The organism is Pseudomonas sp. H1_F01, assembly GCF_054681425.1.
In genome coordinates this window covers 395,358-415,186 of sequence record NZ_CP162823.1, presented here as the reverse complement: position 1 = coordinate 415,186, position 19,829 = coordinate 395,358, and the positions used below count along the sequence as shown (strand labels likewise).

Annotated in this window: 20 protein-coding genes; 7 read left to right on the top strand and 13 right to left on the bottom strand. The window is 61.3% G+C overall.

Annotation, left to right across the window (positions count from 1 at the left end; all coding sequences use genetic code 11):
* Nucleotides 1-53: 53 nt before the first annotated feature.
* Nucleotides 54-626: a xanthine phosphoribosyltransferase gene (locus AB4O09_RS01850; RefSeq protein WP_003206836.1), complete on the top strand. Its 573-nt coding sequence runs from the start codon at nucleotides 54-56 to the stop codon at nucleotides 624-626.
* A gap of 107 nt (nucleotides 627-733) precedes the next feature.
* Here AB4O09_RS01850 and AB4O09_RS01845 read toward each other — a convergent pair whose 3' ends face one another.
* From AB4O09_RS01845 to dadA, 6 genes are all read right to left on the bottom strand, one after another.
* The gene (locus AB4O09_RS01845; RefSeq protein ID WP_003206838.1) at nucleotides 734-2,668 is read right to left on the bottom strand and encodes an acetyl-CoA hydrolase/transferase C-terminal domain-containing protein; all 1,935 of its coding nucleotides are present in this window, start codon (nucleotides 2,666-2,668) and stop codon (nucleotides 734-736) included.
* A gap of 136 nt (nucleotides 2,669-2,804) precedes the next feature.
* The gene (locus AB4O09_RS01840; protein WP_003206840.1) at nucleotides 2,805-3,218 is read right to left on the bottom strand and encodes a c-type cytochrome; all 414 of its coding nucleotides are present in this window, start codon (nucleotides 3,216-3,218) and stop codon (nucleotides 2,805-2,807) included.
* Nucleotides 3,219-3,401: 183 nt separating this feature from the next.
* Nucleotides 3,402-3,950, bottom strand: a complete 549-nt coding sequence (locus AB4O09_RS01835) for a cupin domain-containing protein (RefSeq protein ID WP_003206841.1) — start codon at nucleotides 3,948-3,950, stop codon at nucleotides 3,402-3,404.
* 128 nt (nucleotides 3,951-4,078) lie between these two features.
* Nucleotides 4,079-5,152: an alanine racemase gene (alr, locus tag AB4O09_RS01830; protein ID WP_003206843.1), complete on the bottom strand. Its 1,074-nt coding sequence runs from the start codon at nucleotides 5,150-5,152 to the stop codon at nucleotides 4,079-4,081.
* A gap of 97 nt (nucleotides 5,153-5,249) precedes the next feature.
* Nucleotides 5,250-5,603, bottom strand: coding sequence for a RidA family protein (locus AB4O09_RS01825; RefSeq protein WP_003206844.1), 354 nt, complete (start codon nucleotides 5,601-5,603; stop codon nucleotides 5,250-5,252).
* A complete protein-coding gene (gene dadA, locus AB4O09_RS01820) occupies nucleotides 5,575-6,879 on the bottom strand; it encodes a D-amino acid dehydrogenase (RefSeq protein WP_014340848.1) in 1,305 nt (434 codons plus the stop codon). The genes AB4O09_RS01825 and dadA overlap by 29 nt, the downstream gene beginning before the upstream one ends.
* Nucleotides 6,880-7,034: 155 nt before the next feature.
* Here dadA and AB4O09_RS01815 point away from each other — a divergent pair, with 155 nt between their 5' ends.
* Complete coding sequence (locus AB4O09_RS01815) at nucleotides 7,035-7,523, top strand: Lrp/AsnC ligand binding domain-containing protein (RefSeq protein ID WP_003206849.1); 489 nt, start codon at nucleotides 7,035-7,037, stop codon at nucleotides 7,521-7,523.
* Nucleotides 7,524-7,606: 83 nt separating this feature from the next.
* Here AB4O09_RS01815 and AB4O09_RS01810 read toward each other — a convergent pair whose 3' ends face one another.
* Nucleotides 7,607-7,960, bottom strand: coding sequence for a YkgJ family cysteine cluster protein (locus AB4O09_RS01810; RefSeq protein WP_003206850.1), 354 nt, complete (start codon nucleotides 7,958-7,960; stop codon nucleotides 7,607-7,609).
* Nucleotides 7,961-8,105: 145 nt separating this feature from the next.
* On the opposite strand from AB4O09_RS01810, the gene AB4O09_RS01805 reads away from it, so the two are divergent.
* The gene (locus AB4O09_RS01805; RefSeq protein WP_003206851.1) at nucleotides 8,106-9,419 is read left to right on the top strand and encodes an NAD(P)/FAD-dependent oxidoreductase; all 1,314 of its coding nucleotides are present in this window, start codon (nucleotides 8,106-8,108) and stop codon (nucleotides 9,417-9,419) included.
* 113 nt (nucleotides 9,420-9,532) lie between these two features.
* Here AB4O09_RS01805 and AB4O09_RS01800 read toward each other — a convergent pair whose 3' ends face one another.
* Nucleotides 9,533-9,778, bottom strand: a complete 246-nt coding sequence (locus tag AB4O09_RS01800) for a DUF1127 domain-containing protein (RefSeq protein WP_003206853.1) — start codon at nucleotides 9,776-9,778, stop codon at nucleotides 9,533-9,535.
* Between the two features lie 179 nt (nucleotides 9,779-9,957).
* On the opposite strand from AB4O09_RS01800, the gene AB4O09_RS01795 reads away from it, so the two are divergent.
* Both AB4O09_RS01795 and AB4O09_RS01790 read left to right on the top strand, forming a co-directional pair.
* A complete protein-coding gene (locus AB4O09_RS01795) occupies nucleotides 9,958-11,391 on the top strand; it encodes an aminotransferase-like domain-containing protein (RefSeq protein ID WP_003206854.1) in 1,434 nt (477 codons plus the stop codon).
* Nucleotides 11,392-11,452: 61 nt separating this feature from the next.
* Entirely contained in the window at nucleotides 11,453-13,018 is a 1,566-nt protein-coding gene (locus AB4O09_RS01790) for a phospholipase D family protein (RefSeq protein ID WP_003206855.1), read from the top strand.
* 30 nt (nucleotides 13,019-13,048) lie between these two features.
* Here AB4O09_RS01790 and AB4O09_RS01785 read toward each other — a convergent pair whose 3' ends face one another.
* Nucleotides 13,049-14,191 carry an MFS transporter gene (locus AB4O09_RS01785; protein ID WP_003206857.1) on the bottom strand — a complete coding sequence of 381 codons (1,143 nt, stop codon included), beginning with the start codon at nucleotides 14,189-14,191 and terminating at the stop codon, nucleotides 13,049-13,051.
* Nucleotides 14,192-14,381: 190 nt separating this feature from the next.
* On the bottom strand, nucleotides 14,382-15,875 hold the full coding sequence (locus tag AB4O09_RS01780) for an aldehyde dehydrogenase (RefSeq protein WP_003206859.1): 1,494 nt from the start codon (nucleotides 15,873-15,875) through the stop codon (nucleotides 14,382-14,384).
* Between the two features lie 234 nt (nucleotides 15,876-16,109).
* On the opposite strand from AB4O09_RS01780, the gene AB4O09_RS01775 reads away from it, so the two are divergent.
* Entirely contained in the window at nucleotides 16,110-16,472 is a 363-nt protein-coding gene (locus tag AB4O09_RS01775) for a cupin domain-containing protein (protein ID WP_028237431.1), read from the top strand.
* A gap of 90 nt (nucleotides 16,473-16,562) precedes the next feature.
* Here AB4O09_RS01775 and rpmG read toward each other — a convergent pair whose 3' ends face one another.
* Both rpmG and rpmB read right to left on the bottom strand, forming a co-directional pair.
* Nucleotides 16,563-16,718, bottom strand: coding sequence for a 50S ribosomal protein L33 (rpmG, locus tag AB4O09_RS01770; RefSeq protein ID WP_003177274.1), 156 nt, complete (start codon nucleotides 16,716-16,718; stop codon nucleotides 16,563-16,565).
* A gap of 11 nt (nucleotides 16,719-16,729) precedes the next feature.
* Nucleotides 16,730-16,963 carry a 50S ribosomal protein L28 gene (rpmB, locus tag AB4O09_RS01765; RefSeq protein ID WP_003177273.1) on the bottom strand — a complete coding sequence of 78 codons (234 nt, stop codon included), beginning with the start codon at nucleotides 16,961-16,963 and terminating at the stop codon, nucleotides 16,730-16,732.
* A gap of 437 nt (nucleotides 16,964-17,400) precedes the next feature.
* Here rpmB and AB4O09_RS01760 point away from each other — a divergent pair, with 437 nt between their 5' ends.
* Nucleotides 17,401-18,987 carry an ABC transporter substrate-binding protein gene (locus AB4O09_RS01760; protein ID WP_003206863.1) on the top strand — a complete coding sequence of 529 codons (1,587 nt, stop codon included), beginning with the start codon at nucleotides 17,401-17,403 and terminating at the stop codon, nucleotides 18,985-18,987.
* Nucleotides 18,988-19,055: 68 nt separating this feature from the next.
* On the opposite strand, the gene radC is transcribed toward AB4O09_RS01760, so the two are convergent.
* Nucleotides 19,056-19,730 carry a RadC family protein gene (radC, locus tag AB4O09_RS01755; protein ID WP_013694555.1) on the bottom strand — a complete coding sequence of 225 codons (675 nt, stop codon included), beginning with the start codon at nucleotides 19,728-19,730 and terminating at the stop codon, nucleotides 19,056-19,058.
* Nucleotides 19,731-19,829: the final 99 nt, after the last annotated feature.

Below are 19,829 nucleotides of genomic sequence, written 5' to 3'. Positions count from 1 at the left end.
CACCAGGTTGTTTACCCAATCCAGACGCTGAAGGCGTCACCAGAGGAGGCTTCATGGAAGCCCTGCACCAGAAAATTCGCGAGCAAGGTATCGTGCTTTCCGATCAGGTCCTGAAAGTCGACGCGTTCCTGAACCATCAGATCGACCCGCAGTTGATGAAGCTGATCGGCGATGAATTTGCCGCGCTGTTCAAGGACTCGGGCATCACCAAGATCGTTACCATCGAAGCCTCAGGGATTGCCCCGGCAATCATGACCGGGCTGAACCTGGGCGTACCGGTGATCTTCGCCCGCAAGCAACAGTCCCTGACCCTGACGGAAAACCTGCTGTCGGCCACCGTGTATTCGTTTACCAAGAAAACCGAAAGCACCGTCGCCATCAGCCCGCGTCACCTGACCAGCAGCGACCGAGTGCTGATCATCGATGACTTCCTGGCCAACGGCAAAGCCTCCCAGGCGCTGATCTCTATCATCAAGCAGGCCGGCGCCACCGTCGCCGGGCTGGGGATCGTGATCGAGAAGTCATTCCAGGGCGGTCGTGCGGAACTGGATGCCCAAGGCTATCGGGTTGAATCCCTGGCGCGGGTGAAGTCGTTGGCCGGTGGGGTCGTGACCTTTATCGACTGACCCTGTGCCTCCTGTGGGAGCGAGCTTGCTCGCGATAGCGGTCTGTCAGACACATTTTGTGTACCAGATACACCGCTATCGCGAGCAAGCTCGCTCCCACAGGGGTTTCAGGTGGGTCGCCAAGGCGCAGTCGCCTTGAGCCCCGCCAGCAACAACCGTTGAAACAACTCATCCTTCAGCCCTTCAGGGCTGGCCAGCTGCATCCGCTCCAGATGCCCGGCAAACTCCCATGGCTCCGGCGCATCGAGCGCGGCCTTGCCCAATTCCAGGATCTCGGTGAGTTTGAACTTGCTCTTGAGCCAGTTCAGCGCCCGCAACAGGTCCCGCTCGACCTCATCGAAATCACACCCCAGGGGGTATTCGGGAAACAGGTTCGGATGGCGTGCCTGGATCGCCTGCAAGCGTTCCGATGTGTTGTCGGCGAAGCGCGGATCGAGGCGGAAATCCTTCGGCAATTTGCCGGCGGTTTGCGCCTGCTCAATCAACCCGGGCTGGAAGCGTGAATCGCTGATGTTCAGCAACGCCTCGATCACCGCGGCGTCGGTCTTGCCTCGCAGGTCGGCAATGCCGTACTCGGTCACCACGATGTCGCGCAAGTGCCGGGGAATCGTGCAATGGCCGTACTCCCAGACGATATTCGAGCTGATCTCGCCCCCGGCCTCACGCCAACTGCGCAGCAGCAGGATCGAACGCCCGCCCTCCAGCGCATGGCCCTGGGCAACGAAGTTGTACTGCCCGCCCACGCCGCTGAGCACCCGCCCGTCTTCCAGTTGATCGGCCACCCCGGCCCCCATCAGGGTCATGGTGAAGACCGTGTTGATGAAGCGGGCGTCGAGGCGCTGCAGGCGCTTGAGCTGTTCCTGGCCGTACAGCTCGTTGATGTAACTGATGCGCGTCATGTTGAATTCGAGAAGGCGGCTTTGCGGCAACTCGCGCAGGCGCTCATAAAAACTGCGCGGCCCGAGGAAGAATCCGCCGTGTATGCAGATGCCGTCGGGTTGCGCCGCCTCGTCGAGGGTGCCGGCGTTGGCCCGCTCCTGGGTCGGAACGTCGGGGTAGACCTTGCGCCGGATGATTCCGGCCTCGGCCAGCACCAGCAAACCGTTGACGAACATCTCACTGCAACCGTACAGCCCTTTGGCAAACGGCTCGAGCCCACCTTCACGCTCGATCAGTTGCGCCCACTGGCTAAGGTTCAGGTCCGTCAGCAACGCCTGGTAACCGGCGTTATCGGCCTGGCGTGCGAGCAGCGCCGCCGTCAGCGCATCGCCCATGGCGCCGATGCCGATCTGCAGCGTCCCGCCGTCGCGCACCAGGGTACTGGCGTGCAGGCCGATCAGATGATCCTGGAAGCCCACCGGCATGTTCGGCGTGGAAAACAACGTGTGGCTGTCCTTCTCGTCGATCAACAGGTCGAAAGCGTCGATGCCGACTTCCGCGTCGCCGGGCATGTAGGGCAAATCGTTGTGCACCTGGCCGACCAGGAGGATGGTCTCCCCGGCCGCCCGCCGCTTGGCGATCATCGGCAGCAGGTCGAGGGTGATGTCCGGGTTGCAGCTCAGGCTCAGGCGATCCGGATGCTCAGGATCGCTCGCCACCAGTTGCGCCACCAGGTTCAAGCCGGCGGCGTTGATGTCCCGGGCGGCATGGCTGTAGTTGCTGCTGACATAGTTCTGCTGGGCCGAGGCACTGTGCAACAGGCTGCCGGGCTGCATGAAGAACTGCTCGACCCGAATGTTGGGCGGCAGGCTGTCCTGATGCAGGTCGGCCAGGTAATCCAGTTCGGGATAGTCGCCGAAGACCCGTTCGACAAAGGGCTCGAGGAAGCGCTTCTGCAGACCATCGCCCAGTTTAGGTCGGCCCAGGCTCAAGGCCGTGTAGATGGTCAACTGTCGCTCGGGCAGTTGTGCAATGCGCCGGTACAGCGCGTTGGCGAACAGGTTGGGTTTGCCCAGCCCCAGGGGCATGCCAAGGTGAATATGCGCGGGCAGGCGCTCGAGCACGTCATCCACCGCCTGTTCGATTGAACACAACTGCACCATCGGACCCTCCTGGACATTCCATGAATGTGGGTTGGACCGAGCTTGCCGCGTCTTGGTTGCGATGAACAGCCCTGGAAAAACCCCAGGCACAAAAAAGCCGCTCGTAAGCGGCTTTTTTGCGCAAGATATCGGCGTATTACAGGCCGGACATCTCTTTGATGGCGCCCTTGAGGTCGTCATCCGAGCAATCGGCGCAAGTACCTTTAGGCGGCATGGAATTGATGCCGGTAATAGCCTTGGCCAGGATGCCGTCGAGGCCGCCCTGGTGATCGGCGCGCTCTTTCCAAGCCGCCTTGTCACCGATTTTCGGCGCACCCAGCAGGCCTGTACCGTGGCAAGCGTTGCAATGCTTTGCAATCACGTCAGCCGGCTTCTTGGCACCACCCGCGCCGCCAGCGGCAGTGGCAACCTCCATACCTTTGCATTCTTTCCCCTGGACGCAGACCTGGCCAACGGGTTCGAGGCGCTTGGCGATTTCGTCGGTGGTCGCCGCTTGGGCACTGACTGCCCATAGGGCCAATACGGTTGCTGGTGCAGCCAGCATTTTCATAATTAGGTTCACGCGTACACCCTCAATGGTGGCTAGTCACGCCTGCGGCCACGGTTTGCAGGCGGGCGCAAGTATAGCGGTAAGCCCGTCACACTGAAACAACCCCAAAGTCGCAAGGGTCTTGTTTGCAGTGACGACTCGTTCCCTGGGCGCCTTTGCCGTGCGGGGCCGGCGCCGCTTTTTCTAGAAATTGGCCGGTGTGGCTGCGCTGATCAGTCGCGCCGGCACGTCGAACGGATTACGGAAACGGTGGGGCTTGGTGCTTTCGAAATAGTAGCTGTCGCCGGCTTCGAGCACGAAGGTTTCGACACCGACCACCAGTTCCAGCCGCCCTTCCACCAGGATCCCGGTTTCCTCGCCCTCATGGGTGAGCATCTCTTCACCGGTGTCGGCGCCAGGCGGATAGATTTCGTTGAGGAAGGCAATCGCCCGGCTCGGGTGTGCCCTGCCCACCAGCTTCATGGTCACGGCGCCGTCGGAGATGTCGATCAGTTCGTTGGCTTTATAGACGATCTGAGTCGGTTTCTCCTGAAGGATTTCTTCGGAGAAAAACTCGACCATGGACATGGGAATCCCGCCAAGGACCTTACGCAGCGAGCTGATCGAGGGGCTGACGCTGTTCTTCTCGATCATCGAAATAGTGCTGTTGGTGACACCCGCGCGCTTGGCGAGCTCACGCTGGGAAAGGCCTTTGAGTTTACGAATGGATTGCAGTCGTTCACCGACGTCCAATGCTGGAGCCTCCAGGGAATCAGGTTGTGAGGAAAGTGAGCGTTATCATGGCGACAGCGTTCAGTATTTACAACACTTTGACCCGAATCCTGTTCGGTGAAGCGACTTTCGGTAGCTGACGCCGCGCGTCAATGCCCGGAATAGAGCCGTGGCACCCGCCGCAGGTTGCAGAAAATCTGATAAGGGATCGTGTCGGCGGCCTTGGCAACGTCGCTGGCAAGGATGTTCTTGCCCCACAACTCCACGGTCGAGCCGAGCCCGGCCTGGGGGACATTGGTCAAGTCGACACACAGCATGTCCATCGACACCCGTCCGACCAGTTGGCTGCGCTGCCCATCCACCAGCACCGGTGTACCGGTGGGCGCCTGGCGTGGGTAGCCGTCGGCATACCCCATGGCGACCACGCCGACCCGGGTCGGTTGCGTGGTCACAAAACGGGCACCGTAGCCCACCGGTTCGCCAGCGGGTAATTCACGCACGCAGATGATCTTCGACTCCAGGGTCATCACCGGTTGCAGGCGCGAGGCGACGGCGTTGGGCTCATCAAAGGGCGTGGCCCCGTAGAGCATGATGCCCGGGCGCACCCAGTCGCTGGGTATCTGCGGCCAACCCAGCACGGCCGGTGAGTTGCGCAGGCTGATCTGCGCCACCAGGCCCTGGCGGGCCTTGTCGAATATCGCCAGTTGCTCAGTGCTGCTGGGATCGTGCAGTTCATCGGCACGGGCGAAGTGGCTCATCAAGACAATCTTCGCCACCTTGCCGCTGGCGAGCAGGCGACGGTAGGCCGCCTGGTAATCCGCCGGATGCAGGCCGACCCGGTGCATACCGGAATCGAGCTTGAGCCAGACCGTGATCGGCTGGCTCAATGCGGCTTTTTCAATCGCTTCGAGCTGCCACAACGAATGCACCACGCACCAGAAATCGTGCTCGACGATCAACGGCAACTCACTGGCCTCGAAAAAACCCTCCAGCAGCAGGATCGGCCCTCGGATCCCACCAGCCCGCAGTTCCAGAGCTTCTTCGATGCAGGCCACGGCGAACCCGTCCGCCGTGTCCTGCAGCGCCTCGGCGCAACGCACCGCGCCGTGCCCGTAGGCATCGGCCTTGATCACCGCAAGGGCCTTGGCCCCCGTGATTTCGCGGGCCAATTGGTAGTTGTGACGCAGGGCTTGGAGATCGATCAGGGCACGGGCAGGACGCATGGCGGCAGGCTTCTAGGCGGTCATGAATAAAAAACCGGTGCTGGCTGACAGCATGAACCACCAACAGCACCGGGAGAGGGATCGTTTGGGCCGGTATTTAAGGCAACGCGGCCACGACGGACAGCTCCACCAGGATCTCCGGTTCGCACAGCTTGGCTTCCACCGTGGCACGGGCCGGGGCGACACCCTTGGGCAACCATTTGTCCCAGACGGCGTTCATGCCTTCGAAGTGGGCCTCGATGTCCTTCAAGTAGATCGTCACCGATAACAAACGATTCTTGTCGGTTCCGGCCAGGTCCAGCAAGCGCTCGATATTGGCCAGGCTTTCGCGGGTCTGCTGTTCAATACCGGCGTTCATGTCGTCGCCGACCTGTCCGGCCAGGTAAACGGTGCCGTTGTGCACGACAACCTGGCTCATGCGGTCATTGGTGAGCTGGCGCTGGATTGACATGTTTTGCAGACTCCTGGTGTTTGCTGCCATAACGGGAAATATCGAGGCCTTCGGCGCTGATCTGCGGCTTTTTCTTCGCCATCAGGTCGGCCAACAGGCGACCGGAACCGCAGGCCATGGTCCATCCGAGGGTGCCATGGCCGGTGTTCAGGAACAGATTCTTGAAGGGCGTGGCCCCCACGATTGGTGTGCCATCCGGGGTAGTCGGGCGCAAGCCGGTCCAGAAACTGGCCTGGGCCAGGTCGCCGCCCTGAGGATAAAGGTCGTTGACGATCATCTCCAGGGTTTCGCGCCGGCGTGGGTTGAGGGACAGGTCAAAACCGGCGATTTCCGCCATGCCGCCCACGCGAATGCGGTTGTCGAACCGGGTGATCGCGACCTTGTAGGTTTCGTCGAGAATGGTCGAAGTCGGCGCCATCGCCGGATTGGTGATCGGCACGGTCAGGGAGTAGCCCTTGAGCGGATACACCGGAGCACGGATCCCGAGAGGCTTGAGCAGTTGCGGTGAATAGCTGCCCAGGGCGAGGACGTAGCGGTCGGCGGTTTCCAGCTTGCCGTCGATCCAGACACCGTTGATGCGATCACCGGCGAAGTCCAGGCGCTGGATATCCTGGCCGAAGCGGAATTGCACACCGAGCTTCTCGGCCATTTCCGCCAGGCGCGTGGTAAACATCTGGCAGTCGCCGGTCTGGTCGTTCGGTAGGCGCAAGGCGCCGGCCAGAATATCGGTGACATTCGCCAGGGCCGGTTCAACCCGGGCAATGCCCGCGCGGTCGAGTACTTCGAACGGCACACCCGACTCTTTCAGCACGGCGATGTCTTTTGCCGCGCCATCGAGCTGGGCCTGGGTGCGGAACAGCTGGGTGGTCCCCAGGCTACGGCCCTCGTAGGCAATGCCGGTTTCGGCGCGCAGCTCGTCGAGGCAGTCACGGCTGTACTCGGACAGGCGCACCATGCGTTCCTTGTTGATGGCATAGCGGCTGGCGGTGCAGTTGCGCAGCATCTGTGCCATCCACAGGTATTGGTCAATATCGGCAGTGGCCTTGATCGCCAGCGGCGCGTGGCGCTGCAGCAGCCACTTGATGGCCTTGAGCGGTACGCCCGGCGCGGCCCACGGCGAGGCATAACCCGGCGACACCTGGCCGGCGTTGGCGAAACTGGTTTCCATGGCAGGCGCCGGCTGACGGTCGACCACCACCACTTCAAACCCGGCACGGGCCAGATAATAAGCACTGACGGTGCCGATGACGCCGCTACCCAAGACCAGAACGCGCATGTTGATGCCCTCATCGCGGATAACCGCTGACGTTTGTTGTACATAGCTTTGATGGTCGCAGTGTAAAAAAGATTAGCCAGTGCTTTTCACTATATAAACGCCTATATTTGGCGAGAATTCTCGGCAAAAACCCTTTTCACGGAGGCGCATCACCTGTGCGTACCAACACCCAGACTAAACGTGAGCTGGACAAGATCGACCGCAATATCCTGCGCATTCTCCAGGCGGACGGGCGCATCTCCTTCACTGAGCTGGGGGAAAAGGTCGGCCTCTCCACCACGCCCTGCACCGAGCGGGTACGGCGCCTGGAGCGCGAGGGCATCATCATGGGCTACAACGCCCGGCTCAATCCGCAGCACTTGAAGGGTAGCCTGCTGGTGTTTGTCGAGATCAGCCTCGACTACAAGTCCGGCGACACGTTCGAAGAGTTCCGACGCGCCGTGCTGAAACTGCCTCACGTGCTGGAATGTCACCTGGTGTCAGGGGACTTCGACTATCTGGTGAAAGCACGGATTTCCGAGATGGCTTCGTACCGCAAGCTGCTGGGGGACATCCTGCTCAAGCTGCCCCATGTGCGCGAATCCAAGAGCTACATCGTGATGGAAGAGGTGAAGGAGAGCTTGAACCTGCCGATTCCGGATTGATGACGGTTTCCAAGGCAAGGGTCGTCTGGACGGCCGCTTTCGCGAGCAGGCTCGCGAAAGCTGCGACTCGGTATTTCAGACCGCTAGACCAACACCTGACGAGTGCTGGCCATGTATTCATGAATCTGCTTCTCGACCCGCGGATGGATCAATTCCACCGGCCGCCGTCCATTGGGACACGGCAGGGTCGCCGTGGTGCCGAACAGCCGGCAGATCAGCGGGCGCTCGTCGTAGACGGTGCAACCGTTGGGCCCCAGGTGCACGCAGTCGAGCGCTTCCATGGCCGCGTCCTGTTCGGCCCGGGTCTTGCGGGGCAAACGGGCCATTTCCTCCGGCGAGGTGGTTACCGGACCACAGCAGTCATGGCAGCCCGGTACGCACTCGAACGAGGGAATCTGCTGGCGTAGCGTGCGGATTTTTTGACTGTTGCAGCTCATTGAGGCGATTACCGAGGGAGATGGTCCAGGATTCTGCCTTAAAAGCCGCGCACCAGACAGCGCCAGCCGACCGGTGTTGCCCAGTAAGGAATCGCCAGCTTATGCTCCGTAAAATTTCTCAAACACAAAAATCAGGATTACGCACATGAACGCCCGTGTTCAGCAACCTGTCCCGAGCCACGCGCACGCCGCCTCTTATTACGCCGCCAGCAGCCTGCCGCAACCGGACCATCCGCTGCTGCAGGGTGAATTGCGGGCGGATGTCTGCGTGGTCGGCGGCGGGTTCTCCGGGTTGAACACGGCGATCGAACTGGCCGAGCGCGGCATGAGCGTGGTGCTGCTGGAAGCGCACCGGATCGGCTGGGGCGCCAGCGGGCGCAACGGCGGCCAATTGATTCGTGGCGTCGGCCATGGCCTCGATCAGTTTGCGCCGATCATCGGCGCCGAGGGCGTGCGCCAGATGAAGCTCATGGGCCTTGAGGCCGTGGAGATCGTCCGACAGCGCGTCGAGCGTTTCCAGATCCCGTGCGACCTCACCTGGGGCTATTGCGACCTCGCCAACAAGCCCAGCGACCTGGAAGGCTTCGCCGAAGACGCCGAAGAACTGCGCAGCCTGGGTTATCGCCATCCGACCCGACTGCTGCAAGCCAACGAAATGCACAGCGTCGTGGGTTCGGATCGCTACGTCGGTGGGTTGATCGACATGGGCTCGGGGCATCTGCATCCGCTGAATCTGGCCCTGGGCGAAGCCGCCGCCGCGCAACAGCTGGGGGTCAGGCAGTTCGAGCAATCAGCGGTCACACGTATCGACTACGGCCCTGAAGTGAAGGTGCACACCCAACAGGGCTCGGTCCGCGCCAAGACGCTGGTGCTGGGCTGCAACGCTTACCTCAATGGACTCAATCCGCAACTGGGCGGCAAAGTGCTGCCCGCCGGCAGCTACATCATCGCCACCGAACCCTTGAGCCAGGCCCAGGCGCAGGCGTTGTTGCCACAGAACATGGCGGTCTGCGATCAACGTGTGGCGCTGGATTACTACCGGCTTTCGGCGGATCGACGCTTGCTGTTTGGCGGGGCCTGTCACTATTCCGGCCGCGACCCACAGGACATCGGCGCCTACATGCGCCCAAAGATGCTCAAGGTCTTCCCGCAACTGGCAGATGTGAAAATCGATTATCAATGGGGCGGGATGATTGGCATCGGCGCCAACCGTTTACCGCAGATCGGCCGGCTCAAGGATCAGCCTAATGTGTATTACGCCCAGGCCTATTCCGGCCATGGGGTGAATGCCACGCACCTGGCTGGCAAATTGTTGGCCGAAGCCATCAGCGGGCAGCACAGCAGCGGCTTCGATCTGTTCGCCCAGGTCCCGCACATGACCTTCCCTGGCGGCAAGCACCTGCGCTCGCCGCTGTTGGCGCTGGGGATGTTGTGGCATCGGTTGAAAGAGTTGGTTTAAAAGAATTCACCACGACTGACAACGCTATCGCGGGCAAGCCTTGCTCCCACAGGCCATTTCAATCTGTGGGAGCAAGGCTTGCCCGCGATAGCCGTCTCAGGGCCGGCACCACTTCAAAGCCGCCAGAACGGCCTGAGCCCCTCCTCCAACGCCTGCGCCCGAGTCAGCCCGATATCACGCAACTGTTCGGGTGTAAGTTCCAACAAGGCTTGGCGTGTATGCAGACGATGCCAGAACAGGGCCCAACGGCTCAGGCCGGACGGGGGATTGCGCAACATCGCACTACGCAGCCCCTTCTCCTGCCCTGCCGCCAGTTCCTGACTGTGTAACGTCAGCCGCACATCGCTCAAGCCGTTCATTTTGATCGCTCCTGTTTACTTGGGTAGCCAGAGGTTTCATGATGCGCGGACGGTCAAAAGCAATACAGATTCAACTCATTTTTTTTATAAGCATACAGATTCGGTATTTCCAGCACTGAATTGTCATTTTCCACCCCAACTGTATCGGTTGCAGTGATCCATCTCATCGGGAGCGCACCATGACCCTCTACGTGAACCTCGCCGAATTGCTCGGTACCCGCATCGAACAGGGCTTCTACCGCCCCGGCGACCGGCTGCCATCAGTGCGGGCATTGAGCACGGAACATGGTGTCAGCTTGAGTACGGTGCAGCAGGCCTATCGCGTGCTGGAGGACAGTGGGCTGGCGATGCCGAGACCCAAGTCCGGCTATTTCGTACCCGTGGGCCGCGAACTGCCGGACCTGCCGGTGGTAGGCCGTCCGGCTCAGCGCCCAGTGGATATTTCCCAGTGGGACCAGGTGCTGGAGCTGATCCGCGCCGTACCGCGCCCGGACGTGGTGCAACTGGGACGCGGCATGCCGGATATCAATTCGCCGACCATGAAACCGCTGCTGCGCAGCCTGGCGCAGATCAGCCGCCGACAAGACATGCCCGGCCTGTATTACGACAACATCTACGGCAACCTCGCGCTACGTGAGCAGATCGCCCGGCTGTCGCTGGACTCCGGCTGCCAGCTGGGGCCCAACGATTTTATCGTCACCACTGGCTGCCATGAGGCCCTGTCGGTCAGCATCCGCGCCACCTGCGAACAAGGCGATATCGTCGCGGTGGACTCACCCAGTTTTCACGGGGCCATGCAAACCCTCAAGGGCCTGGGCATGAAGGCTTTGGAAATCCCCACCGACCCGCTCACCGGCATCAGCCTGGATGCCCTGGAACTGGCGCTGGAGCAATGGCCGATCAAAGCCATACAGTTGACCCCCAGCTGCAATAACCCGCTGGGCTACATCATGCCCGACGCCAATAAACGCGCGCTGCTGACCCTGGCACAGCGCTTCGACGTGGCGATCATCGAAGATGATGTGTATGGCGAGTTGGCCTACACCTACCCTCGCCCGCGCACCATCAAGTCCTTCGATGAAGACGGCCGCGTCCTGCTCTGCAGTTCTTTTTCCAAGACCCTGGCGCCAGGGCTGCGTATTGGCTGGGTCGCGCCAGGCCGGTATCTGGAGCGGGCGCTGCACATGAAATACATCAGCACCGGCTCCACCGCGCCACAACCGCAGATCGCCATTGCCGAATTTCTCAAGGGTGGGCATTTCGAACCCCATTTGCGCCGGATGCGTACGCAATACCAGCGCAATCGCGACGTGATGATCGATTGGGTCAGCCGCTATTTTCCATCGGGCACCCGGGCCAGTCGCCCGCGGGGCAGCTTCATGTTATGGGTCGAATTGCCCGACGGTTTCGACACGCTGAAGCTCAATCGGGTCCTGCTCGACCAAGGCGTGCAGGTCGCTGTCGGCAGCATTTTTTCGGCATCGGGCAAGTACCGCAACTGCCTGCGGATGAACTACGCTGCCAAGCCAACGGCCCAGATCGAAGAAGCCGTGCGCAAGGTCGGAACCGCCGCTAGCGCGCTGTTGAACGAAACCCAGCGCGACGTCGTCTGAACTTTACCCAGGGAAGCAGCACTCAACAGCCGATCAACGTGAACAAGCGGAACGATCCTACGTGAGATCCAGACCGATCCTGCCTGCGCTGCTGTTAGTCGTCTCACTGCTGAGCGGCTGCGCCAGTCTTGATGTCACCCGCGAGCCCTCCCAGGCCTTACCAGCCGCCGAATCTTCGTTCGGCCGCTCGGTCCAGGCCCAGGCTGCCGCCCATGAAGGGCGCTCGGGCTTTCGGCTACTGTCGGACAGCACCGACGCGTTCATCGCCCGGGCCGAGTTGATTCGCCACGCCCAAGGCAGCCTGGATTTGCAGTACTACATCGTCCATGACGGCATCAGCACGCGGATGCTCGTGGATGAATTGCTCAAGGCCGCCGACCGGGGCGTGCGCGTACGGATCCTGCTGGACGACACCACCAGCGATGGCCAGGATCAGATCATCGCGACCCTCGCCGCTCATCCGCAGATCCAGATCCGCCTGTTCAACCCGCTGCACCTGGGACGCGCCACCGGCGTGACCCGCAGCCTTGGGCGCCTGCTCAACCTGTCGCAGCAACACCGCCGGATGCACAACAAACTGTGGCTGGCGGACAACAGCATGGCCATCGTCGGCGGTCGCAACCTGGGCGATGAGTATTTCGACGCCGAACCCAACCTGAACTTCACCGACATCGACCTGCTCAGTGTCGGGCCAGTGGCCGAACAATTGGGGCACAGCTTCGACCAGTACTGGAACAGCGCCCTGAGCAAACCCATCGAACAGTTCCTGTCCCATCGCCCCACGCCCAAGGACCTGGCCAACAGCCGCCTGCGCCTGCAAGAATCCATGGAGCAGACCCAAAAGGAAAATCACGCGCTCTACCAGCAATTGACCGCCTACAAGACCCAACCGCGCCTGGACACCTGGCGCGACCAGTTGATCTGGGCCTGGAACAAGGCGCTGTGGGACGCGCCCAGCAAGGTGCTGGCCAAGGACGAGCCGGATCCGCAGCTATTGCTGACCACGCAATTGGCGCCGGAACTGACCGGAGTCAGCAAAGAACTGATCATGATTTCCGCCTACTTCGTCCCCGGTCAGCCAGGTTTGGTCTATCTGACCAGTCGCGCCGATGCCGGCGTGTCGGTGAGCCTGCTGACCAACTCCCTGGAAGCCACCGACGTGCCCGCCGTGCACGGCGGCTATGCGCCGTACCGCAAAGCCCTGCTGCAACATGGTGTACGCCTGTTCGAGCTTCGCCGACAACCGGGCGACAAAGGCAGCAGCCCTCACCTGTTCTACAGCAAGTCCTACGGCCAATCGGACTCCAGCCTGCACAGCAAAGCGATCATCTTCGACCAGCAGAAATCGTTCATCGGCTCGTTCAATTTCGACCCGCGTTCGGTGCTGTGGAACACTGAAGTCGGCGTGCTGGTGGACAGCCCTGAACTCGCCGGCCAAGTGCGCGACCTGGCCTTGCAGGGCATGGCGCCGGCCCTGAGTTATCAGGCCAGGCTGGAGGATGGAAGGCTTGTATGGACCACCGAAGACAACGGCCAGACGCACGACCTGGACCGCGAACCGGGCAGCTGGTGGCGCCGGTTCAATGCCTGGTTCAGCACGACGGTCGGGTTGGAGCGGATGCTGTAGGTCTGCACAAACCTCTGTGGCGAGGGGTTTTCAAGCGGTTTGGGTGGTCCCGAATGCCCCTTGGCGCAACAACAGGATCACCAGGCCAAACGCCCCTGCCGCCATGAACAAAGGCAGCGCATGCCCGCTGATCCACTGGCTGCCCGCTCCTGCCGCCAGTGGGCCGATCAGGCAACCAAGGCCCCACAGTTGCGCGACGTGGGCGTTGGCCCGCACCAGCGCATCGTCGCGGTAACGCTCGCCGATCAGGATCAGCGACAACGTGAACAAACCGCCAGCACTGGCGCCGAACAGCACCCACAGCGGCCAGATCAACAAAGTATCGATCAAAAGTGGAACCGCCAGGCTCGACAACGTCAGCACCACCGCACAGCCCGTCAACAGCGCCCGGCGAGACACGCGATCGGCCAGCGCGCCGATGGGCAACTGCAACAGGGCATCACCGACCACCACGGTGCTGACCATCGCCAGCGCTATGTCGGCGGTGAAGCCCTGGCGCAGGCAATACACCGGCAGCAACGTGAGGATCATGGCCTCGAACGCGGCGAACAACGAGACCGCCCAGGCAATCGCCGGCAAGCCTCGGCAAAACGTCCACAAGTCGCCAAACGTCACGCTGCCAGCCTCGCTGCTCGGTGCACCGCTACGGCCCAGCAACAGCAAGGGTGCGCTCAGCAGCAAACCGACACCCACCCAGAACCCATAGTCATGATCGGTCCCCAGCGCACCCAGCAGCAGCGGGCCGGACAACTGGCTCAGGGCGTAGCTGCTGCCGTACAGCGCCACCAGTCGCCCACGCCATTTCTCAATGACCAGTTGATTGATCCAGCTTTCACCGAGAATGAACACCAGGGTCAGGACCACGCCAATCACCAGGCGCAGCAGCAACCAGACCGGATAGCTGGGCAACAGCGCCAGCAACCCGATGGAGACCGCGCCGCCCCACAGGCACAGGCGCATCAACGCCGCCGTGCCAAACCGCGCCGCCAGCCGGCTGGACATCTTGGCCCCGAGCAGCACCCCCACGGCCGGCATGGCGGCCATCACACCAATGGCGAACGAGCCATAGCCCCAGCCCTCCAGGCGCAGCGACACCAGCGGCATGCTCACGCCCAAGGCCAGGCCGACACTCAGGACAGACGCCAACACGGCGAAATAGGTCGCCCAACGCATTTCCACGCTCCTGTGGAGGGTTATCAATCTCAACCATCCCCCAAAACACTGTGGGAGCGAGCTTGCTCGCGATGACGGCGCAACATTCAACAAAGTCGTCGACTGTCATACCGCTATCGCGAGCAAGCTCGCTCCCACAGGGGGGATCAGCGCTGCATGAGACCCCGGACAGGATCCGGGGCCCCCATTGTCAGAGCTTGATCCAGGTCGACTTCAGCTCGGTGTATTTGTCGAACGCATGCAGCGACTTGTCGCGACCGTTGCCCGATTGCTTGAAACCACCGAACGGCGCGGTCATGTCGCCGCCGTCGTACTGGTTGACCCATACGCTGCCGGCACGCAGGGCCTTGGCGGTCAGGTGGGCCTTGGAGATGTCCTTGGTCCATACCGCCGCGGCCAGGCCGTACGGCGTGTCGTTGGCGATCTCGATGGCCTGCTCGGCGGTGTCGAAAGCAATCACCGACAACACCGGGCCGAAAATCTCCTCCTGGGCGATTTTCATCGCGTTGCTCACGCCATCGAAAATCGTCGGCTCGACGTACGTACCGCCCGTTTCCTCAAGGATGCGCTTGCCGCCAGCCACCAGTTTGGCGCCGTCGCTGTGCCCGGCCTCGATGTAGGACAGCACGGTGTTCATCTGCTGGGTATCGACCAGGGCGCCCACATTGGTGGCCGGGTCCAGCGGGTTACCTGGCTTCCAGCCCTTGAGGGCTTCGATCACCAGTGGCAGGAACGTGTCCTTGATGGAACGCTCCACCAACAGCCGCGAGCCGGCGGTGCAGACTTCGCCCTGATTGAAGGCGATGGCGCTGGCGGCGGATTCGGCGGCGGCTTGCAGGTCCGGGGCATCGGCGAACACGATGTTCGGGCTCTTGCCGCCGGCTTCCAGCCAGATACGCTTCATGTTGGATTCGCCGGAGTAGATCATCAGTTGCTTGGCGATCTTGGTAGAGCCGGTGAATACCAGCGTATCGACGTCCATATGCAGGGCCAGGGCCTTGCCGACGGTATGGCCATAGCCTGGCAGCACGTTCAGCACGCCTTTCGGAATACCGGCCTCGATCGCCAATGCGGCGATGCGGATGGCGGTCAACGGGGATTTTTCCGACGGTTTGAGCACCACCGAGTTACCGGTGGACAGCGCTGGACCGAGTTTCCAGCAGGCCATCATCAACGGGAAGTTCCAGGGCACGATAGCGCCCACGACACCCACCGGCTCACGGGTTACCAGGCCCAACTGGTCGTGCGGCGTGGCCGCCACTTCGTCGTAGAGCTTGTCGATGGCTTCGCCGCTCCAGCTCAAGGCTTGGGCCGCGCCGGGAACGTCGATGTTCAGGGAGTCACTGATCGGCTTGCCCATGTCCAGGGTTTCGAGCAGCGCCAGTTCTTCGGCATGCTGCTTGAGCAGGCCGGCAAAACGAATCATGGTGGTTTTGCGCTTGCTGGGTGCCAGGCGCGACCAGACGCCGGAATTGAACGTGGCACGGGCGTTTTCGACCGCACGCTGGGCGTCGGCAACGTCACAGCTGGCGATCTTGCCCAGCAGGCGGCCATCGACCGGGCTGAGGCAATCGAAGGTTTCGCCGGACACCGCATCGGTGTACTCGCCGTTGATGAAGGCGCGGCCTTCGATCTTCAGGTCGCGGGCGCGTTGTTCCCAGTCGGCACGAGTCAGGGTGGTCATGCGTGTGTCCTCCTCTTATTGAGTACGAACGCCGCGCGGTGCGCAGCGCTCAAAAGAATTCTGCCCAACCAGCCTGGTTTCGGCGCCGTTTTCGGCATAGGGCACCCGCCACCCTAAACCAGCGGCTGGTCATGTTTCAATATATTTGACACAACGCTGGCAAACGACCTTGCGATGTTCGTTTTAATAAACATAGACTCGAGGCCTTCCAAGCGATCACTGGGGATCACCCGCATGAGCATTCAGGACATCGTTGATTTCAGCCAGGCCAATACCACCGCCGAACGTTATCGCCCGGACCCGGCCAAGGTGTTCAAGGGCGATCCCGAGCAAACCGTGTTCAACCACTACAGCAGCCCCTGCAGGCAAATGAACGCGGGCGTATGGGAAGGCGCCGTCGGCCAGTGGACGGTCAATTACACCGAGCATGAGTATTGCGAGATCGTCCAGGGCGTTTCCGTGCTTCGGGACGACGATGGCAATGCCAAGACCCTGCGGGCCGGTGACCGTTTCGTGATTCCAGCGGGGTTCAAGGGTACTTGGGAAGTGTTGGAGCCGTGCCGCAAGATTTATGTGGTGTTCGAACAGAAGGCTTGAGGATTTGTGAGGCCTGGCCCGGCCTCACGGGCAACAAAAAAGGCCCGTATCTCGCGATACGGGCCTTTTTCGTAAGAAGGAAAAAATCAATTACTTGATTTTGCCTTCCTTGTAGATCACGTGCTTGCGAACAACCGGATCATATTTCTTGATCTCGATTTTGTCCGGGGTAGTACGCTTGTTCTTGTCGGTAGTGTAGAAGTGACCAGTACCGGCGCTCGAGATCAAACGAATCAATTCACGCATGATTAGCTCCCTTAAACCTTGCCATCGCGACGAAGTTCGGCCAGCACGACACTGATGCCACGCTTGTCGATGATACGCATGCCCTTGGCAGATACGCGCAGACGCACAAAACGTTTCTCTTCTTCAACCCAGAAGCGGTGATGCTGCAGGTTCGGCAGGAAACGACGACGGGTTTTGTTGTTTGCGTGGGAAATGTTATTCCCAGTCACCGGACCCTTACCGGTAACTTGACAGACTCTCGACATGCCTCAGCCCTCTAAAACCACATGCCCAACCCGGCATGGGTTGGCCGCTTAATCTCTCAGTCATTTGGCGCCAGGCGCCGCGTTTCTTTAAGGGTCTTACCGGCTACACCTACAGTGAAGGAACCGGGCCCCTAGAAAAGAGCGCTGCTTTATACCAGAAAGACCACAGCGCAACAACAGCCGATGTGATTTGTCTTCATGGCGAATCATCGACCAACCGCCCCGGGCGGCGGGGGCAGAGGCTGGCAAAGCACCTTACCGCTCGTCGCTGCATGCAGGTTTTTTTCACCGGCGGCGTTTTTTAGTCCATCAACGCGCCGGCGCAGAGTGCCGGAAAATGCAAAAAGGGGATAGTCATTTAGCGGCGAGCCCACTAGGGTAGGCCTTTTCCAGACTGCACTCGCAGATGGGCCTTCGACTTGCACAGGAAACCGACCATGCGCCTCGCTGCCCTACCATTGTTGCTCGCCCCTCTGCTGATCACCCCGCAGGCCTTGGCCGCCGCCCTGAGCGTCTGTACCGAAGCCAGCCCGGAAGGGTTCGATGTCGTCCAGTACAACTCCCTGACGACCACCAACGCCTCCGCCGACGTGCTGATGAACCGCCTGGTGGACTTCGACACCGCCAGCGGCAAAGTGGTCCCGAGCCTGGCCGAGCGCTGGGAAGTCTCCACCGATGGCCTGGCCTATGTGTTCAAGCTGCGGCCACAGGTCAAGTTCCACCACACCGACTACTTCACGCCGCGCCGTGACCTGACCGCCGAGGACGTGAAGTTCAGCTTCGAGCGCATGCTCGACCCGGCGAATCCCTGGCACAAGGTGGCGCAAAGCGGCTTCCCCCACGCCCAGTCCATGCAACTGCCAGCGCTGATCAAGAAAGTCGACGCACTGGACCCGCTGACCGTGCGCTTCACCCTCGATCACGCCGACTCGACCTTCCTGGCGACGTTGAGCATGGGTTTTGCCTCCATTTATTCGGCCGAATACGCCGATCAGTTGATGAAGGCCGGTACACCGGAAAAACTCAACAGCCTGCCGGTCGGCACCGGCCCGTTCATTTTCAGCCGGTTCCAGAAGGACGCCTCGATTCGCTACAAGGCCAACGATGCCTATTTCGGCGGTAAACCCCAAGTGGACCCGCTGGTCTTCGCCATCACGCCGGATGCCAATGTGCGCCTGCAGAAATTACGCCGCAACGAATGCCAGATCGCCCTGTCGCCCAAGCCGCTGGACGTACAAGCCGCCAAGCAAGAACCTACGCTGAAGGTCGAGCAGACCGACGCTTTCATGACCGCGTTCGTGGCAATCAACAGCCAGCATCCACCGCTGGACAAGCCTGAGGTGCGCCAAGCCATCAACCTGGCCTTCGACAAGGCCAGCTACCTGAAGACCGTCTTCGAAGGCACCGCCGAAGCCGCCAATGGCCCCTACCCGCCCAACACCTGGAGCTACGCCAAAAACCTGCCCGGCTACGCCCATGACCTGGCCAAAGCCCGCGACCTGATGGCCAAGGCCGGATTGAAGGAAGGCTTCCAGACCACTATCTGGACCCGCCCTTCCGGCAGCTTGCTGAACCCCAATCCCAGCGCTGGCGCACAACTGCTGCAGTCCGACCTGGCGCAGATTGGCATCCAGGCCGAGATCCGGGTGATCGAATGGGGCGAACTGATCCGTCGCGCCAAGGCCGGCGAACATGATTTGCTGTTCATGGGTTGGGCCGGCGACAACGGCGACCCGGACAACTTCCTCACGCCACAGTTTTCCTGTGCGGCGGTCAAGTCCGGCACCAACTTCGCCCGCTACTGCAATCCCGACCTGGACAAACTTATCAGCGCCGGCAAGACCACCGGCGAACAGGGCGTGCGGGCCAAGCTCTACGAACAGGCCCAGGCCCAGATCCAGCAACAGGCCCTGTGGCTGCCCCTGGCGCACCCAACCGCGTTCGCCCTGACCCGCAAGGATGTGCAGGGTTATGCGGTGAGCCCGTTTGGGCGCCAGGATTACTCCAAGGTCAACATCAAATAACCCCAGCCCCACAGCCCCCTTCTGTGGGGGCCTGTGGGAGCAAAGGGATTTTTCAAGCCTGATCGGGCCTACATCCACCCACGCTCCGCCATCGACAACGGCTCCCCATCGCCAACGATGAAATGGTCGAGCACCCGCACATCGATCAGCTCCAGCGCCTCCTGAAGCCGCTCAGTGAGCACCCGGTCGGCCTGGCTGGGCTCGGTGTTGCCGGAGGGGTGGTTGTGGCACAGGATCAACGCGGCGGCGTTGTGGGCCAGGGCGCGCTTGACGACCTGCCGGGGATGGACACTGGCGCTGTCGATAGAGCCGCGAAACAGCGCCTCGAAGGTCAGCACCTGGTGCTTGGAATTGAGAAACAGGCAACCGAACACCTCGTGGGGTTCGTGACGCAGCATCGATTTCAGGTACTCACGCACCGCGAACGGGCTTTCCAGCGACGTTTTTTCCCGTGCCTGTTCAGCCAAATGCCGACGGCTCATTTCCTGAGCCGCTTGCAGCTGGGCAAACTTCGCCGGCCCGAGCCCCATATGATTACTGAATGTGATCTGATCGGCTTCAAGCAGCGCGCGCAGGCTGCCAAATTGAATCAATAGTTGTCGCGCCAGATCCACCGCGCTTTTGCCCGACACGCCGGTGCGTAAAAAAATCGCCAGCAGCTCGGCGTCCGACAGACTCCCCGCCCCTAGCGCCAATAACCGCTCCCGTGGCCGCTCGGCCGCGGGCCAATCGCGAATACTCATGGCATCTCCCTGATTGTGGGCGCCGCTGTTCCGTAGCGGTCGCTGTGATATCGTAGCCCATCTTTTTTGCAGGCGATTTGCACCCTGGCAGCTGCTGCC

Bases quoted from the DNA above. Each gene is read 5' to 3' on its own strand.
- AB4O09_RS01850 (WP_003206836.1), top strand. From the start codon at position 54: ATGGAAGCCCTGCACCAGAAAATTCGCGAGCAAGGTATCGTGCTTTCC.
- AB4O09_RS01845 (WP_003206838.1), bottom strand. From the start codon at position 2,668: ATGGTGCAGTTGTGTTCAATCGAACAGGCGGTGGATGACGTGCTCGAG.
- AB4O09_RS01840 (WP_003206840.1), bottom strand. From the start codon at position 3,218: ATGAAAATGCTGGCTGCACCAGCAACCGTATTGGCCCTATGGGCAGTC.
- alr (WP_003206843.1), bottom strand. From the start codon at position 5,152: ATGCGTCCTGCCCGTGCCCTGATCGATCTCCAAGCCCTGCGTCACAAC.
- AB4O09_RS01825 (WP_003206844.1), bottom strand. From the start codon at position 5,603: ATGTCAATCCAGCGCCAGCTCACCAATGACCGCATGAGCCAGGTTGTC.
- dadA (WP_014340848.1), bottom strand. From the start codon at position 6,879: ATGCGCGTTCTGGTCTTGGGTAGCGGCGTCATCGGCACCGTCAGTGCT.
- AB4O09_RS01810 (WP_003206850.1), bottom strand. From the start codon at position 7,960: ATGAGCTGCAACAGTCAAAAAATCCGCACGCTACGCCAGCAGATTCCC.
- AB4O09_RS01805 (WP_003206851.1), top strand. From the start codon at position 8,106: ATGAACGCCCGTGTTCAGCAACCTGTCCCGAGCCACGCGCACGCCGCC.
- AB4O09_RS01800 (WP_003206853.1), bottom strand. From the start codon at position 9,778: ATGAACGGCTTGAGCGATGTGCGGCTGACGTTACACAGTCAGGAACTG.
- AB4O09_RS01795 (WP_003206854.1), top strand. From the start codon at position 9,958: ATGACCCTCTACGTGAACCTCGCCGAATTGCTCGGTACCCGCATCGAA.
- AB4O09_RS01785 (WP_003206857.1), bottom strand. From the start codon at position 14,191: ATGCGTTGGGCGACCTATTTCGCCGTGTTGGCGTCTGTCCTGAGTGTC.
- AB4O09_RS01780 (WP_003206859.1), bottom strand. From the start codon at position 15,875: ATGACCACCCTGACTCGTGCCGACTGGGAACAACGCGCCCGCGACCTG.
- AB4O09_RS01775 (WP_028237431.1), top strand. From the start codon at position 16,110: ATGAGCATTCAGGACATCGTTGATTTCAGCCAGGCCAATACCACCGCC.
- rpmG (WP_003177274.1), bottom strand. From the start codon at position 16,718: ATGCGTGAATTGATTCGTTTGATCTCGAGCGCCGGTACTGGTCACTTC.
- rpmB (WP_003177273.1), bottom strand. From the start codon at position 16,963: ATGTCGAGAGTCTGTCAAGTTACCGGTAAGGGTCCGGTGACTGGGAAT.
- AB4O09_RS01760 (WP_003206863.1), top strand. From the start codon at position 17,401: ATGCGCCTCGCTGCCCTACCATTGTTGCTCGCCCCTCTGCTGATCACC.
- radC (WP_013694555.1), bottom strand. From the start codon at position 19,730: ATGAGTATTCGCGATTGGCCCGCGGCCGAGCGGCCACGGGAGCGGTTA.